Source organism: Cellulomonas sp. zg-ZUI22, assembly GCF_017353535.1.
GTDB classification, from domain to species: Bacteria; Actinomycetota; Actinomycetes; order Actinomycetales; family Cellulomonadaceae; genus Cellulomonas; species Cellulomonas wangleii.
Window position 1 is genome coordinate 268163 of the sequence record NZ_JAFMUZ010000001.1, and the last position, 15195, is coordinate 283357.

A 15195-nucleotide genomic window follows, 5' to 3' on the forward strand; every position below is an offset into this window, starting at 1 on the left:
AGTGCCATGCCCCGCACCCCCACCCCCCGCCCGCGCCGCCGCGCGCTGTGGGCCGGCGCCGCCGCCGTCGCGATGGCCGCCGGAGCCGTGACCCTGCCGGTCCAGGCCGCACAGGCCGCGCCCGCGTACAACTACGCCGAGGCGCTGCAGAAGTCGATGTTCTTCTACCAGGCGCAGCGTTCCGGCGACCTGCCGGCCGACTACCCGGTGTCGTGGCGCGGCGACTCGGCGCTCGACGACGGCAAGGACGTCGGCAAGGACCTGACGGGTGGCTGGTACGACGCCGGGGACCACGTGAAGTTCGGGCTGCCCATGGCCTTCACCGCGACGATGCTCGCGTGGGGCGCGGTGGAGAGCCCGCAGGGGTACACCCAGGCCGGCCAGATGGACGAGCTGCGCGACAACCTGCGCGCCGTCAACGACTACTTCATCAAGGCGCACACCGCCCCCGACGAGCTCTACGTGCAGGTCGGCAAGGGCGACGACGACCACAAGTGGTGGGGCCCGGCCGAGGTCATGACCATGGCCCGCCCCGCGTACAAGATCAGCGCGTCCTGCCCGGGCTCCGACGCCGCCGCCGAGACCGCCGCGGCCATGGCGTCCGCGGCGCTGGTGTTCAAGGGGTCGGACGCCTCCTACTCCGCGACCCTGCTGAGCCACGCCAAGCAGCTCTACTCGTTCGCGGACACCTACCGCGGCAAGTACTCCGACTGCGTCACCGACGCCCAGTCGTTCTACAAGTCGTGGTCCGGCTACCAGGACGAGCTGGTGTGGGGCGCGTACTGGCTCTACAAGGCGACGGGTGACGCGACGTACCTGGCCAAGGCCGAGGCCGAGTACGACAAGCTCAGCAACGAGAACCAGACGACCACCAAGTCGTACAAGTGGACCGTCGCGTGGGACGACAAGTCGTACGCCGCGTACGCGCTGCTGGCCATGGAGACCGGCAAGCAGAAGTACGTCGACGACGCGAACCGCTGGCTCGACTACTGGACCGTCGGCGTCAACGGCGCGAAGGTCACCTACTCCCCCGGCGGCATGGCCGTGCTCGACTCCTGGGGCGCCCTGCGGTACGCCGCGAACACGTCGTTCGTCGCGCTGGTCTACAGCGACTGGCTCACCGACACCACCCGCAAGGCGCGGTACCACGACTTCGGCGTGCGGCAGATCAACTACGCGCTGGGCGACAACCCCCGCAAGTCCTCGTACGTCGTCGGCTTCGGCACGAACCCGCCGAAGAACCCGCACCACCGCACCGCGCACGGGTCGTGGCTGGACTCGTTGAAGGACCCGGTCGAGACGCGGCACGTGCTGTACGGCGCCCTGGTGGGCGGCCCCGGCTCGGCCAACGACGCGTACACCGACGACCGCGGCGACTACGTCGCCAACGAGGTCGCGACCGACTACAACGCCGGCTTCACCGGCGCGCTGGCGTACCTCACGGCCGAGTACGGCGGCACGCCGCTCGCGTCGTTCCCGCAGCCGGAGAAGCCGGACCAGGCCGAGTTCTTCGTCGAGGCCAAGCTCAACCAGCCCGCCGGGGGGACGTTCACCGAGGTCAAGGCGATCATCCGCAACCGCTCGGCGTTCCCGGCGCGATCGCTCACCAACGCCTCGATCCGGTACTGGTTCACGCTCGACGCAGGCGTGCCCGCCTCCGCCGTGACCGTCTCGACCAACTACAGCGAGTGCGGCACGACGCCGTCGAAGGTCGTCGCCGCCGGGGGCAGCCTGTACTACGCGGAGCTGAGCTGCGCGGGGCAGAACATCCACCCCGGTGGCCAGTCGCAGCACCGTCGCGAGATCCAGTTCCGCGTCGCCGGCACGACCGGGTGGGACGCCACGAACGACCCGTCGTTCGCCGGCCTGCCCGCCACCGGGGACCCGGTCCGGACCACGGGCATCACGCTGCACGAGGGTGGCACGCTGCTGTGGGGCACGGTGCCCGACGGGACGGGCCCGACCCCGACGCCGTCCGTCACCCCGACACCCACGGTGACCCCGACACCCACCGTGACCCCGACACCCACGGTCACGCCGTCCCCCACGGTCACCCCGACGCCCACGGTCACGCCCACCCCGGGCGTCACCCCGCCGCCGGGCCCGGCCACGTGCGCCGTGACGTACAGCGCCAACACCTGGAGCTCGGGCTTCACCGCGTCCGTGCGGGTGAAGAACACGGGCTCGGCGCCGCTGACCTGGTCGCTGTCCTTCTCGCTGCCCGCGGGGCAGCAGGTGCAGCAGGGATGGAGCGCGACGTGGTCGCAGACGGGCTCCACCGTGACCGCCACGGGTGCGGCGTGGAACGCCACGCTCGCCCCCGGCGCGTCGGTCGACCTGGGCTTCAACGGGTCGCACACCGGCCAGAACCCGGCCCCGACGTCGTTCACGGTGAACGGCGCCACCTGCGCGGCCGGGTGACAGACGGGTCCCGGTCCGGCTCGACCCCCGACGTCGCCGGACCGGGACCGATCCAACCCCCGGGCGGGCGGCCCGTATCCGCCCGCCCGGGCCGGGCGTCCGCCGCGGGGGCAGCCGGACGCCGCACGAGGGCGTCGCGCGTGCGCGACGCCCTCGTCGCCCGTCGGAGGGCGACCGGGTGGCAGCGGCCGCTCGACGGGACGGGTGCAGGTCCGGGAGTTGACCGCGGGCGCGCGGACCGGGAGCCTGCGGGGGTGACCGACACGGCCCCGCCCGCATCCCCGCAGACGCCGCCCGCGACGACCCCCTCGAGCACGGACGCCGCCGTCCTGTCCGACGTCGACATCTGGCCCCTGACCGGCCTGCGGGTCGTCTGCGGCGACCTGGAGCTGCGGGCGCCGGACGACCGCATGCTGCTCGACCTGGCCCGGCTGGCCGCCCAGGGCGTGCACCAGCCGGACTACATGCCGTTCCTGGTCCCGTGGACGCGCGGGACACCGGTGCAGGTGGCCCGCAGCGTCATGACGTACCAGTGGGGGCTGCGCGAGCGCACCGCGCCCTCCGACTGGGCGATCGAGCTGGCGGTCGTGCGGGACGGCGAGCCGCTGGGCACCCAGGGCCTGTACGCGAAGGACTACCTGGTGGCCCGTAGCGCCGAGACGGGGTCGTGGCTCGGTCTGCGGCACCAGCACGGCGGTGTCGGCACCCGCATGCGCCTGATGGTCCTGCACCTGCTGTTCGAGGGTCTGGACGCGCGGTACGCGACGAGCTCCGCGTTCGTCGACAACCCGGGCTCGTCGGGCGTCAGCCGCAAGATCGGGTACCGGCCCAACGGGATCCTGCACCAGGCCCGTGAGGGTGGCCCGGTCGACAGCCAGCTGTACGTGCTGGACCGCGCCGACTGGGACGCCCGGCCGGACCACCTGCGACCCGAGATCCGCATCGAGGGCCTGGGCCCGGTGCGGTCGCAGCTCGGGCTCTCCGGCTGAGCCCGCCGGAGGCCGACCCTGTTGACCGGGGACCGACACGGCGCAGACGCGGAGCAGGCGGTGTGTTTACCTTGCCGTGACACAGGTCCCTGTCGCGGCCGACATCACGGGAGTAGCGTCCGGCCATGCTCCTCGCCGACCTGCAGTCCCGCGTGCGCATCGCGCTCACGACCACGCTGGTGGACGAGTGGACGCTGCTCGCGCCCTCGGCCGGCACCAGCCGGCCCTCCGAGCGGACCATCTCGTTCCACCTCGGCTGGGCCCTGCGCGGCACCATCGAGGGCAGGTGGGACCTCGACGCCGACTACGACCGGTCCGGCATGGTGCTGGAGGACTCGGTCCGGTTCGACGGTGTCACGCTCCGTCCGCCGCACCTCATCGTCCACCGGCGTGGCCGGCTGGGGCCGGAGCACAACCTGCTGCTGGTCGAGCTGACGGCCGACGCCGCGGCGGCCACGGCGGGGACGGCGAACCTCGCGGCCGCCCGGTCGGTGCAGCAGCGCTTCGGGTACCGCTACGCCGTGCTGCTCGACCTGCGCCTGGACGACGCCGACGCCGCCGCGACCCAGGTCATGCCGCACTGGCAGTGGTCGACCCTGGAGGAGGGCCCGGTGACCGACGGCCCGGTCCCGGTCTACAGCCCCGAGGTGCTGACGGACCTCGTGGCACGCGCCCGACGCACCGGCTTCTGACGGCCGTACCCCCGCCCAGGGCGCCGGGAAGGCCCTCGGGCGCCCTCGTGGCGCCCGGGACGGCGGATGAGCGGCCGGGGGAGGCGCGACGGGCGCCCGGGGACGACGAAGGCCGCACAGCGAGTCGCGGTGCGGCCTTCGTGGGGAGCTCGGGTCAGAGCGGTCGGATGTCCGACGCCTGCAGGCCCTTGGGGCCCTGGGTGACCTCGAACTCGACCTGCTGGTTCTCCTCGAGCGTGCGGAAGCCGCCCGTCGAGACGATCGCGCTGAAGTGCGCGAAAACGTCGGCGGAGCCGTCGGACGGAGCGATGAAGCCGAAGCCCTTCTCCGCGTTGAACCACTTGACGGTGCCGGTGGCCATGATGTCTTCTCTCGTTCGGTCTGCCGGCGCGCTGGTGCGGCGCCGGTTGCCGCGCCCCGAGGGGCGCAGACGGTGAAGGGTCGACGTACGACGCGCTCGGGGTGAGCTCGTGCGGGCCGGTGCCAGGAGGCACGTCGCACGGTCGAACGTCGGGGCGACACCCACGAGCCGCGTCCAGCGGTCGTGGGTGTGGAACCCGTCGGGGGTACGGACGATGAGCCCGGCGTACTCGCCGTCGACGGTCCCGACCCACAGGTCGGCGTCGACGGAGCGCCAGACGGCGTCCGATCCTGAGCTCACGGTGACCGCAGCAACGGTCGGCCGGTGCTCGAAGGTGGTGTGTGTGATGTTCTCTGCTTCCGCTCCGCGCCCGGTGGCCGGAGATCCTCGCCGACAGCCTCTGCTGCCGGATGCGTGCGGTCCTCGCTTCGATGCTGAGGTACCGAAGTGCGCCGCGGATGTGTTCGCGCGGCAGAACGCTTCGACGACTCTACACGAGATCGGGCGGATGTCCAGCACCGCCTCGGCGACCCCGGGGTCTCCGGGGCCGCCGAGGAGGCGTCGTCGCAGGTCAGCCCTTCACGCACACGATGGTGCGGAGTCGTGCGACCACCTCCACGAGGTCGGCCTGCGCCGCGATCACCTCGTCCAGGTCCTTGTAGGCGCCGGGGATCTCGTCGACGACCCCGGCGTCCTTGCGGCACTCGACGCCGGCGGTCTGCGCCGCGAGGTCCTCCACGGTGAACGTCCGCCGGGCCGCGGCACGGGACATCCGCCGGCCGGCGCCGTGCGACGCCGACCAGTACGACGCGGGGTTGCCCAGTCCGCGCACGATGTACGACCCCGTGCCCATCGACCCGGGGATGAGCCCGAGGTCGCCCGCACCGGCCCGGATGGCGCCCTTGCGGGTCACCACGAGCTCGGCACCGTCGATGCGCTCGGTCGTGACGTAGTTGTGGTGCACGTTCGCCACCTCCTCGAACGCCACCTCACGGTCGCCGAAGGCGGCACGCACCGCGTCCACGAAGAGCGTCATCATCACGGCCCGGGACCGGGCCGCGTACTCCTGCGCCCACGACAGGTCCTCGAGGTAGGCGTCCATCTCCGGCGTCCCCGCCAGCAGGACGGCCAGGTCCCGGTCCACCAGGCCCGCGTTGTGCGGCAGCGACTTGGCGACCGCCACGTGCACCTCGGCGAGGGACTTGCCGATGTTGCGCGACCCGGAGTGCAGCTGCAGCCACACCGTCCCGTCGTCGTCGAGGCAGACCTCGAGGAAGTGGTTGCCGCCGCCCAGCGTGCCGAGCTGGCGCCGCGCCCGCCCCTCCAGGTCCCGCACCCGCGGGGTGAGAGCACCGAACCGGGCCCAGAAGGCGTCCGCGCCCCGCAGCGCCTCGGCCGTCCGCGCGTGCGCGCCGATCGGCCGCAGCCTGCGCAGGTCGACCCCCTCGTCGTGCGAGCGGAACCCGACGGGGATGCGAGACTCCACGGCGCTGCGCAACGCGTGCAGGTCGTCCGGGAGGTCCTCGGCGGTCAGGGACGTCCGCACGCCGATCATGCCGCAGCCGATGTCGACACCGACGGCGTTGGGGGACACCGCGTCGCGCATCGCGATGACGGAGCCGACGGTCGCGCCCTTAGTAGTTATCTGGACAAGCCGCAAGGGCTGAGGAACGCGTCTTCGCGACCTACTGCATCTCCAACCGAACGCCCTGTCTCGATGCCATCGGATGTGTCTGCCGAGACGAGCTCGAAGAAGCGGTCAGGACTCTGATCTGTAGTCCGTGAACCGATCCCACACCGTGATCATGTTGATGACCCAGCTCTCCGATGGGCGGTCGCGTCGCGCCTCGTACAGGGCTTTGAGAGCTTCTCGTTCGCTGGTGAACCCGCCAAGCTGGTATGACTCGGGCTGCGACGGGTCGGTCTGAACGACGTAGGCAACAGATGGCTGCTGGTATCCGTCGGGGAGGTCGCCCGCCACGGCGGGCTCTTCGATTTCCTCGTCGACTTCCTCGAGCTCGTGCCACACGCGCAGTTCTCGGAGGTCCATGGCGAGGGCGGTGACGTCCTGCCGCGCGTGGGCGATGAAGTCCTGGTCGGCGAGGCGCTGTTCCTCCGACACCAGGGGATCCCATGTCAGGTAGATGTCCGGTCCGCGATCCTTCTCCGTGCCGGTCATCACGAAACTGTCCCCGGCAAGATGGTCCCGACCTTCCACGAACGACCGCCACGGTCCGCGAGTTGCGGCTCCTGCTCGGGCCTCGATCTCGGCGATGGCCTGGCCCGAGAGCGGTGGCCTGGGGAGATCGGCATGACCTTGTCCGCGCTCGACGTGGGTGACAGCGAAGACGGCGACCGTTCTCGGGCCCTCGGTGACCATGATCACCGAGCCTTCGTCAACGACGGGACCAGGGGGAACCAGCCACCTCGCCTTCGCGTGCGAGGTCCACGCGTCCCGTACCGAGACGTGCAGACTGATCGACGCCAGGCCGCTGTAACTCGTCTGTGGCGGGACGAACGCGGTGGCGTGGTAGTACCTGTCCCAGGGTGTAGGCGGAGGGCCGGACTCACGACCGCCCTGTTCGGGAGTCAGCCAGACGATGTCGCCCCAGATCGGGAAGTCTGGCTGGGTCTCGTGCACCGCTCCACGGTAGCCGGATCGCAGGCTGCGTCTGGCGATCGCCCTCGCCCGGGGCGGGTGCCGATGTTTCTCGGGGGCTCAGCACTCATCCTGGGGTCCGTCGAGCGTCTGGCCGAGGTCGCTGAGGAGCGCTTCAATCCGCCTCTGCACCGCCTCGTGCCGTTCCACCTCGCGCGCCCAACCCCGCTCGCGCGCGTCATCGATCAGGCGCTCCTCCTTGTGCCAACGTGAGCGGAGACGTGGAGCGTGCTCCTCAGTCGTGAAGAACTTGCCGCACGTGAAGAAGATCTCGCACTCACAGGGGCCCTCCTCCGGCAGGCGGATGCATGCGCCGAGCTCGAGCTCAGTCTTGAAGAAGTTCGACTGGAGCCACGAGACCTCGCGCTGGCTCAGCGTCTTGTCGCGGATCGCTGCCGCGGCGGGGCCCGCGATCGAGCCCGCCTCTACGGCCTTCTCGTAGTCCGCCTTCACCGTCGGGTCGCTGACCTGCGCGTACGTCAAGGTCATGTCCGCTGAGTCGTGGCCGAGTACTGCCATCACAGTCTGGAATCGGGCTCCGGCCTCGACCAGCTCCGTCCCGAGGGTGTGGCGGAACCGATGGGCCGTGACCAGCTTCCCGCCCTCGACGGTCAGCAGGCCGGCGTACTCACACACCAGCTGTAGCGGCTTGTCGAAGAGGTGCGACCTGGAGATGTGCCGGCCCTTGCGCGTGAACAGGTATCGCGTGCGTCGCTCGGTGACGCGATCGATGATGCCCCGGTCGTGGTCGCCTGCACGGATCGCCTGGAGCTCTCGAATCGCGTCGGCCGCGTCGGGGTGCAGCGGGATGCTGCGCTCTTTTCGCGTCTTGCCTGCGGGAATCCGCAGTCGAGGACTGCCGTCCCTACCGGCATCTGTCCAGATAATGCCCAGGTGGACGTCGGGCATGACGCGCACCCCGTGAACCCAGGGGAGTGCGGCGATCGTGCGCAGCTGCTGCAGCGCCGCCGGCTCCACGTCGTGCTCGTGCGCCCACATGAGGGTGGGGGCGGCGGCGCCGCGCAGCGTGACCGGGAAGGTGCTGGTCATGACATCCCCCTTCCGGGGCGTCGTCCGGCGTCCGCCGGGTGGGGCGCCCGGACGGGTCGTGCACGGGGCCAGCGGAAGGATGCCCGTCCGTGCGACCCGGCGCCTCTCGATTTCGGGGCGCCGGCCTCGTCGCCACGCGGCCTCTCGACGTGCGCGATCGCCCGCGGCCTGTGAGGCTCATCGCCTGACGACGCGGGGGAGGCGGCATGACCGGCAGCCAGGAACAGCTCGAGCTCATCGACGTGGACGCGGGCCTGCCCGTCAGCCGTCCCCCCGAGGGGTTCGCACCCGTCCGGCGCTGGGAGCTGGCGTCCACCGCGCAGCTGCGCACGCTGCGGCACCACCTGGCGGACGAGATCGGCGCCGGCACCGGCGCGGCCCGGCAGGATCTGGAGGCGACGCCCGACAAGCTCGTGCTCATCGCCACCGAGCTCGCCGCGAACGCGCTGACCCACGGCCTGCCGCCGACGACCGTCGCCCTGTCGCGCACCGACGACCAGTGGATGCTCGACGTCGCCGACCACGACCCGGAGTCCGCGCCGGTCTACGCCGGTGCCCGCATCACCGGCGCCGGGGGACTGGGCCTGCACCTGGCCCGCCGGCTCTCGCTCGAGGTCGGCTGGTACGAGACGGACATGACCAAGAACATCTGGGCGACGTTCCCCGTCGAGTGACGGTCCCGGCGTCCGACGCTCCTGTCCTGCGGCCCTGCCGTCCTCGGACGACGACGACGGCCCCGGGAACGCCGAACGGCGCAGGACACGAGGTCCTGCGCCGTTCGCGGGTGTGGAGCCAAGGGGACTCGAACCCCTAACCCCCTGCTTGCAAAGCAGGTGCGCTACCAATTGCGCCATGGCCCCGGGTGCGGGCCGCCGCTCACTCGAAGGTGTCGGTGACCTCGGCCCACAGGTCGCGCTCGTCGCGGTCCTGCGCGTACTTCTGCCAGGCGACGTAGCCGACGGCCGCGACAGCGGCCAGGAGCAGGAGCTTCTTCATCGGTTCCCCCGTCTCGGGTGGGTGCCGGCAGTCCGTGGGACGACGACCGAACCTGCAGCGTGGGCCTAACAGGACTTGAACCTGTGACCTCTTCCTTATCAGGGAAGCGCTCTAACCGTCTGAGCTATAGGCCCGTGAGACACGACCGCCGGTCGAATCCCGTGAGGGATCCGCACCGGTGGGCGCGACGGTCGAGACTACCCCAGGCGGGCCGCCGCGCCCAAACCGGCGGGCTGCGTCGGGCTGCCGGGGCGTCCCGGCCGGGTCACTCGTCGGTCATCGTCACGTGCACGCCACCGACCAGCGCCGCCACGATGTTGTAGAGGAACGCGCCGATCGTCGCCAGCGCCGTCAGCAGGAAGACGTCGATCACGGCGACCAGCGTGGCCGCGGAGACGGTCTTCTCGAACGACACGTAGGCCATGACGTCCAGCGGGCTGTCCTGCCCGACGACCTGCCGGACGAGATCGTCCACGCGTGCGAAGACCTGCAGCCCGTCCAGCGTGAACCACACGACGACGGCCGCCACGACGATCATGATGCCGACCGCCACGGACAGCAGGAACGACAGCTTCATGACCGACCAGGGGTCCACGCGGGACACCGCGAGGCGGACGCGGCGCGGGCCGCCGCCCACGCTCGGGATCCGGCCGGTGGCCGGACGGGCGGTCGCCCCCGTGACGGGAGCCGTCGACCGCGGCGCGGGGCGCTCGGTGGTCGCGGCACCGGTGGTCGTCGGCGTCGTGGTCATGTGGTCGTCCTCGGTGCGGGGGCGGGTCAGCTGAGAGTACGCCCTCGAGAGACCCGAACCGGTGGCTCCGGCCGCCTTCTTCAGCCACACGGTCGTCGCGTCGACGGCCGTCACCAACGGCGACGCGGCGTCGTCGGGATCGCTCCCGTCCGCGGGCGCGGTGGTCGCGGGCGCAGGGCGCGGCTCCGTCCGGTCGGCCGCTGCTCGATCGGCCGTCGGCCGCTCGGCGGACGACTCGGCCGGCGGACGCTCGGCGGTACGCGGGCCCGCGGGGGACGTCGTCCGGCCCGACGACGACCCGGAGCCGCGCACGTCGACGGTGTAGGTCGGGGGAGCGGAGGCGGTCGGGCCGCCGAACGACGCCCACGAGCTGCCGCCGGCCTCGTGCTCGGCCGACTGCACGGCCCCGCCCTCGCCGGACGCGCTGCCCCCGTCGTTCATCGGGGGGGTCGGGCGCTTGCGCGGGGGGATCGAGGGGGGCGTGTCACTCATGCGTCCTCCGCGGGTCGGTCGCCGCCGTCAGGCACCGATCCGTCCGGGTCCGGTACGTCGGGTGCGTCGTGGTTGAGCACGTTCTCGCCCACGGTACCGCCATCGTCGTCGAGGTGTCGTTCGCTGTTCCGGGCGACGGCGATGATCCGGTCGTTGGCGTCCGGCTTGGCGAAGATGACGCCCTGGGTCGTGCGACCGGTCGCATTGACCTCCGAGGTGGAGGACCGCACGATCTTGCCGCGCTCCATGATGACCAGCACCTCGTCGTCCTCGTCCGTCACGAGGGCGCCGACGAGCTCCCCGTTCGCCTCGGGCAGGTTGGCCACCTTGATGCCCAGACCACCGCGGCCCTGCTGGCGGTAGTTCTCGACCGTCAGGGCCGTGCGCTTGGCGATGCCGCCCTCGGTGACCGTGAACAGGTAGGCGTCCTCACGCACGACGTCCATCGCGAGCAGGTCGTCGTCGTCCCGGAACTTCATGCCCGTGACGCCGCTGGTGGCGCGGCCCATGGGACGCAGGGCCTCGTCGGACGCGGTGAAGCGCACCGACTGCCCGAGCCGCGAGACGAGGATGACGTCCTGGCTGGAGTCGACCAGGCGAGCGGCCACGAGCTCGTCGGTGCGACCCTCCTCGTCCTCGCGCAGGTTGATCGCGATGACGCCGCCGCTGCGGTTGGAGTCGTACTCCGTCAGTCGCGTCTTCTTCACCAGGCCGCGCTTGGTGGCCAGGACGAGGTGCTCGGCCTGCTCGTAGTCCTTGAGGTCCAGCACCTGGGCGATCTTCTCGCCCGGCTGGAAGGCCAGCAGGTTGGCGACGTGCTGACCCTTGGCGTCACGCCCGGCCTCGGGCAGCTCGTACGCCTTGGCGCGGTACACCCGGCCGAGGTTCGTGAAGAACAGCAGCCAGCGGTGCGTCGTGGTGACGAAGAAGTGGTCGACGATGTCGTCCTCGCGCAGCTGCGCGCCGCGCACGCCCTTGCCGCCGCGACGCTGCGCGCGGTACGCGTCCACGCGGGTGCGCTTGGCGTAGCCGCCGCGCGTGATCGTGACGACCACGTCCTCCTCGGCGATCAGGTCCTCGATCGACACGTCACCGTCGAACGGCAGGATGTGCGTGCGTCGCTCGTCGCCGAACTTCTCGACGATCGTGTCGAGCTCCTCGCTGACGATCTGCCGCTGCCGCTCCGGCGAGCCCAGGATCTCGTTGAGCTCGGTGATGATCGCCTCGAGCTTGGCGTACTCCTCGAGGATCTCCTGGCGCTGCAGGGCGGCCAGGCGGCGCAGCTGCAGGTTGAGGATGGCCTGGGCCTGCTCCTCGTCGATCTCGAGCAGCTCCATGAGGCCCGTGCGGGCCTCCTCCGCGTCGGGGGAGCGCCGGATGAGCGCGATGACCTCGTCGAGGGCGTCGAGCGCCTTGAGGTAGCCGCGGTAGATGTGGATGCGCGACTCGGCCTGCGCCAGCCGGTACCGCGTGCGGCGCTGGATGACGTCGATCTGGTGCGTCGTCCAGTGCCGGACGAACGCGTCGAGGCTGAGCGTGCGCGGGACCCCGTCGACCAGCGCGAGCATGTTCGCGCCGAACGTGTCCTGCAGCTGCGTGTGCTTGTACAGGTTGTTCAGCACGACCTTGGCGACGGCGTCGCGCTTGAGCACGATGACGAGGCGCTGGCCGGCGCGGCCCGACGTCTCGTCGCGGATGTCCGCGATGCCCTGGACGCGGTTCTCCTTGACGAGGTCGGCGATCTTCTTCGCCAGGGTGTCCGGGTTCACCTGGTAGGGGAGCTCGGTGACGACCAGGCACTGGCGGCCCTGGATCTCCTCGACCTGCACGACCGCGCGCATCGTGATCGAGCCACGACCCGTGCGGTACGCGTCCTCGATGCCCCGGCGACCCAGGATCGTCGCGGCGGTCGGGAAGTCGGGGCCCTTGATCCGCGCCATGAGCGCGTCGAGGAGCTCCTCCTTCGAGGCCTCCGGGTGGTCCAGGTGCCACTGCACACCCGCGGCGACCTCGCGCAGGTTGTGCGGCGGGATGTTCGTCGCCATACCGACGGCGATGCCGGCCGAGCCGTTGACCAGCAGGTTCGGGAAGCGCGACGGCAGGACAGCCGGCTCCTGCGTGTGGCCGTCGTAGTTGTCCTGGAAGTCGACGGCGTCCTCGTCGATGTCGCGGACCATCTCCATGGCCAGCGGCGCCATCTTGCACTCGGTGTACCGGGGCGCGGCCGCCGGGTCGTCACCGGGGGAGCCGAAGTTGCCTTGGCCGGACACCAGCGGGTAGCGCAGCGACCAGTCCTGCACCAGGCGCACGAGGGCGTCGTAGATCGCCGTGTCGCCGTGCGGGTGGTACTTGCCCATGACGTCGCCGACGACGCGGCTGCACTTGGAGAACTGCCGGTCCGGCCGGTAGCCGCCGTCGTACATCGCGTAGATCACGCGTCGGTGCACCGGCTTGAGGCCGTCGCGGACGTCCGGCAGCGCGCGGCCGACGATGACGGCCATCGCGTAGTCCAGGTAGGAACGCTGCATCTCGAGCTGCAGGTCCACCTGGTCGATGCGGCCGTGCTCGATCTCGCCCGGGGTCTCGGTCACGTGCGGGTCACTCCAGTCGTCGGTACCAGCTCGGTCGCGCGCGCCGGGGTCGCCGGCGCCCGCGTCAGATGTCGAGGAAACGCACGTCCTTGGCGTTGCGCTGGATGAACGCGCGTCGGGCCTCGACGTCCTCGCCCATCAGCACCGAGAAGATCTCGTCGGCGGCGGCGGCCTCGTCCATCGTCACCTGCAGCAGCGTCCGGTGCTCGGGGGACATGGTCGTCTCCCACAGCTCCGTGTAGTCCATCTCGCCCAGACCCTTGTAGCGCTGGACGCCGTTCTCCTTCGGCAGCCGGCGGTTGTGCGCGCGGCCGTCGGCGATCACCGCGTCGCGCTCCCGGTCCGAGTAGACGTAGTCGTGCGGGGCGTTGCTCCACTTGATGCGGTACAGCGGCGGCTGGGCCATGTAGACGAAGCCGCCGGTGATGAGGTCCGGCATGTAGCGGAACAGCAGCGTGAGCAGCAGCGTGCGGATGTGCTGGCCGTCGACGTCGGCGTCCGCCATCAGCACGATCTTGTGGTAGCGCAGCTTGCTGACGTCGAAGTCCTCGCCGATGCCCGTGCCGAACGCGGTGATGAGGGCCTGGACCTCCTGGTTGCCCAGGGCCTTGTCCAGCCGCGCGCGCTCGACGTTGAGGATCTTGCCGCGGATCGGCATGATCGCCTGCGTCCGGGGGTTGCGGCCGCGGACGGCCGAGCCACCGGCGGAGTCACCCTCGACGATGAACACCTCGCACTCGGCGGGGTTGTTCGACTGGCAGTCGCGCAGCTTGCCCGGCATCGAGTTGGACTCGAGCAGACCCTTGCGGCGGGTCGCCTCGCGGGCCTTGCGGGCCGCCATACGGGCTGCCGCCGCCTGGATGGACTTGCGGATGACGTCCTTCGCCTCGACCGGGTGCGCGTCGAGCCACGCGCCGAGCTGGTCGTTGACGACCTGCTGGACGAAGCGCTTGGCGTCGGTGTTGCCGAGCTTGGTCTTGGTCTGGCCCTCGAACTGCGGCTCGCCGAGCTTGACGGAGATGACGGCCGTCAGACCCTCGCGGATGTCGTCACCCGTGAGGTTCTCGTCCTTCTCCTTCAGGATGCCCTTCTCACGCGCGTAGCGGTTCATCAGCGACGTCATCGCCGCACGGAACCCCTCCTCGTGCGTGCCGCCCTCGGTCGTCGAGATCGTGTTGGCGAACGTGTGGACCGACTCGGAGTAGGCGGTCGTCCACTGCATCGCGATCTCGACCGCGATCTTGCGGCTCTTGTCCTCGGCCTCGAAGTCGATGACCTCGGGGTGCACGTGGTCGACCTTCTTGGCCGAGTTCAGGTGCGTGACGTAGTCGACCAGGCCGCCGTCGTACTTGTACGTGACGGTGCGCACCGTCGTCTCCGGCTGCTGGTCGTCGCCCGGCTCGCCCGTGATCTCGTCGTCGGTGCCCGTGTGCTGCGGCCGCTCGTCCGTGAGGGAGATCTTCAGGCCCTTGTTGAGGAACGCGTACTGCTGGAAGCGCGCGCGCAGGGTCTCGAAGTCGTAGTCGACCGTCTCGAAGATCGTGGGGTCCGCCCAGAAGGTCTGCGACGTGCCCCTGTCGTCCGTCGCCTCCCCCTTGCGGAGCTCGCCGACGGGCTTGCCACCGTCCGCGAAGCTCTGGCTCCAGACGAACCCGTCGCGCTTGACGACGGTCTCCACGCGCGAGGACAGCGCGTTGACCACCGAGATGCCCACGCCGTGCAGACCGCCGGAGACGGCGTAGCCGGCTCCGCCGAACTTGCCACCGGCGTGCAGGATCGTCATGACGACCTCGACGGTCGGCCTGCCCTCGGTGGGGTGGATCGCCACGGGGATCCCGCGCCCGTTGTCGGTGACGCGCACCCCGCCGTCGGCCAGCAGCGTGACCTCGATGGTGTCGCAGTACCCGGCCAGGGCCTCGTCCACCGAGTTGTCGACGACCTCGTACACCAGGTGGTGCAGGCCGCGGGCGCCCGTGGACCCGATGTACATGCCCGGACGCTTGCGGACCGCCTCGAGGCCCTCGAGGACGGTGATCGCGCTGGCGTCGTACGAGCCGTCGTCCGCGCGCCGGGGCGCCGCAGCGGCCGTTCCCTGCTCCTCGACGGCGTCGTCCTGCGGGTCGGGAGGGGTGCTCTGGTCGGCCACGGGCGGCGGTTCTCCTCGAGAGCTGGTGGGCGTCAGGCGCGTCGTGA

The 15195-nt window shown here is 70.9% G+C and carries 11 protein-coding genes, 2 tRNA genes and 1 pseudogene; 4 read left to right on the top strand and 10 right to left on the bottom strand.

The features are described 5' to 3' along the window. The first annotated feature begins 6 nt into the window (after positions 1-6). The 3 genes from J1G43_RS01240 (at position 7) to J1G43_RS01250 (ending at position 4102) form a co-directional block, all read left to right on the top strand. Entirely contained in the window at positions 7-2421 is a 2415-nt protein-coding gene (locus tag J1G43_RS01240) for a glycoside hydrolase family 9 protein (protein WP_207377790.1), read from the top strand. 254 nt (positions 2422-2675) lie between these two features. After that, on the top strand, positions 2676-3410 hold the full coding sequence (locus tag J1G43_RS01245) for a GNAT family protein (protein ID WP_307859436.1): 735 nt from the start codon (positions 2676-2678) through the stop codon (positions 3408-3410). A gap of 125 nt (positions 3411-3535) precedes the next feature. Then, positions 3536-4102, top strand: coding sequence for a hypothetical protein (locus J1G43_RS01250; RefSeq protein ID WP_207340065.1), 567 nt, complete (start codon positions 3536-3538; stop codon positions 4100-4102). A 154-nt stretch (positions 4103-4256) separates the two neighbouring features. Here J1G43_RS01250 and J1G43_RS01255 read toward each other — a convergent pair whose 3' ends face one another. The 4 genes and pseudogenes from J1G43_RS01255 to J1G43_RS01270 all read right to left on the bottom strand — a co-directional run bounded on the left by J1G43_RS01255 (position 4257) and on the right by J1G43_RS01270 (position 8172). After that, entirely contained in the window at positions 4257-4463 is a 207-nt protein-coding gene (locus J1G43_RS01255; RefSeq protein WP_089802810.1) for a cold-shock protein, read from the bottom strand. Positions 4464-5034: 571 nt separating this feature from the next. After that, positions 5035-6099 (bottom strand): annotated as a pseudogene (locus J1G43_RS01260) (RtcB family protein); the annotation flags it as partial. A 123-nt stretch (positions 6100-6222) separates the two neighbouring features. Continuing rightward, entirely contained in the window at positions 6223-7104 is an 882-nt protein-coding gene (locus tag J1G43_RS01265; protein ID WP_207369692.1) for a hypothetical protein, read from the bottom strand. Positions 7105-7182: 78 nt separating this feature from the next. Further along, entirely contained in the window at positions 7183-8172 is a 990-nt protein-coding gene (locus tag J1G43_RS01270) for a site-specific integrase (RefSeq protein ID WP_207369693.1), read from the bottom strand. A gap of 206 nt (positions 8173-8378) precedes the next feature. Between J1G43_RS01270 and J1G43_RS01275 the strand changes: the two genes are divergently transcribed. After that, a complete protein-coding gene (locus J1G43_RS01275; RefSeq protein WP_207377791.1) occupies positions 8379-8846 on the top strand; it encodes an ATP-binding protein in 468 nt (155 codons plus the stop codon). A 113-nt stretch (positions 8847-8959) separates the two neighbouring features. On the opposite strand, the gene J1G43_RS01280 is transcribed toward J1G43_RS01275, so the two are convergent. The 6 genes from J1G43_RS01280 to gyrB all read right to left on the bottom strand — a co-directional run bounded on the left by J1G43_RS01280 (position 8960) and on the right by gyrB (position 15148). Next, positions 8960-9032: transfer RNA gene (locus J1G43_RS01280), tRNA-Ala, on the bottom strand. 16 nt (positions 9033-9048) lie between these two features. After that, a complete protein-coding gene (locus J1G43_RS18845) occupies positions 9049-9168 on the bottom strand; it encodes a DLW-39 family protein (RefSeq protein WP_213319957.1) in 120 nt (39 codons plus the stop codon). A gap of 60 nt (positions 9169-9228) precedes the next feature. After that, positions 9229-9302, bottom strand: a tRNA-Ile gene (locus J1G43_RS01285). Positions 9303-9433: 131 nt separating this feature from the next. Continuing rightward, positions 9434-10411: a DUF3566 domain-containing protein gene (locus J1G43_RS01290; protein ID WP_207377792.1), complete on the bottom strand. Its 978-nt coding sequence runs from the start codon at positions 10409-10411 to the stop codon at positions 9434-9436. Next, positions 10408-13002: a DNA gyrase subunit A gene (gene gyrA, locus J1G43_RS01295; RefSeq protein ID WP_207340060.1), complete on the bottom strand. Its 2595-nt coding sequence runs from the start codon at positions 13000-13002 to the stop codon at positions 10408-10410. Before gyrA ends, J1G43_RS01290 begins: the two co-directional genes overlap by 4 nt. 64 nt (positions 13003-13066) lie before the next feature. Next, positions 13067-15148, bottom strand: a complete 2082-nt coding sequence (gene gyrB / locus J1G43_RS01300; RefSeq protein WP_207340059.1) for a DNA topoisomerase (ATP-hydrolyzing) subunit B — start codon at positions 15146-15148, stop codon at positions 13067-13069. Between the last annotated feature and the right edge of the window lie 47 nt (positions 15149-15195).

Bases quoted from the DNA above. Each gene is read 5' to 3' on its own strand.
- J1G43_RS01240 (WP_207377790.1), top strand. From the start codon at position 7: ATGCCCCGCACCCCCACCCCCCGCCCGCGCCGCCGCGCGCTGTGGGCC.
- J1G43_RS01250 (WP_207340065.1), top strand. From the start codon at position 3,536: ATGCTCCTCGCCGACCTGCAGTCCCGCGTGCGCATCGCGCTCACGACC.
- J1G43_RS01255 (WP_089802810.1), bottom strand. From the start codon at position 4,463: ATGGCCACCGGCACCGTCAAGTGGTTCAACGCGGAGAAGGGCTTCGGC.
- J1G43_RS01270 (WP_207369693.1), bottom strand. From the start codon at position 8,172: ATGACCAGCACCTTCCCGGTCACGCTGCGCGGCGCCGCCGCCCCCACC.
- J1G43_RS01275 (WP_207377791.1), top strand. From the start codon at position 8,379: ATGACCGGCAGCCAGGAACAGCTCGAGCTCATCGACGTGGACGCGGGC.
- J1G43_RS18845 (WP_213319957.1), bottom strand. From the start codon at position 9,168: ATGAAGAAGCTCCTGCTCCTGGCCGCTGTCGCGGCCGTCGGCTACGTC.
- J1G43_RS01290 (WP_207377792.1), bottom strand. From the start codon at position 10,411: ATGAGTGACACGCCCCCCTCGATCCCCCCGCGCAAGCGCCCGACCCCC.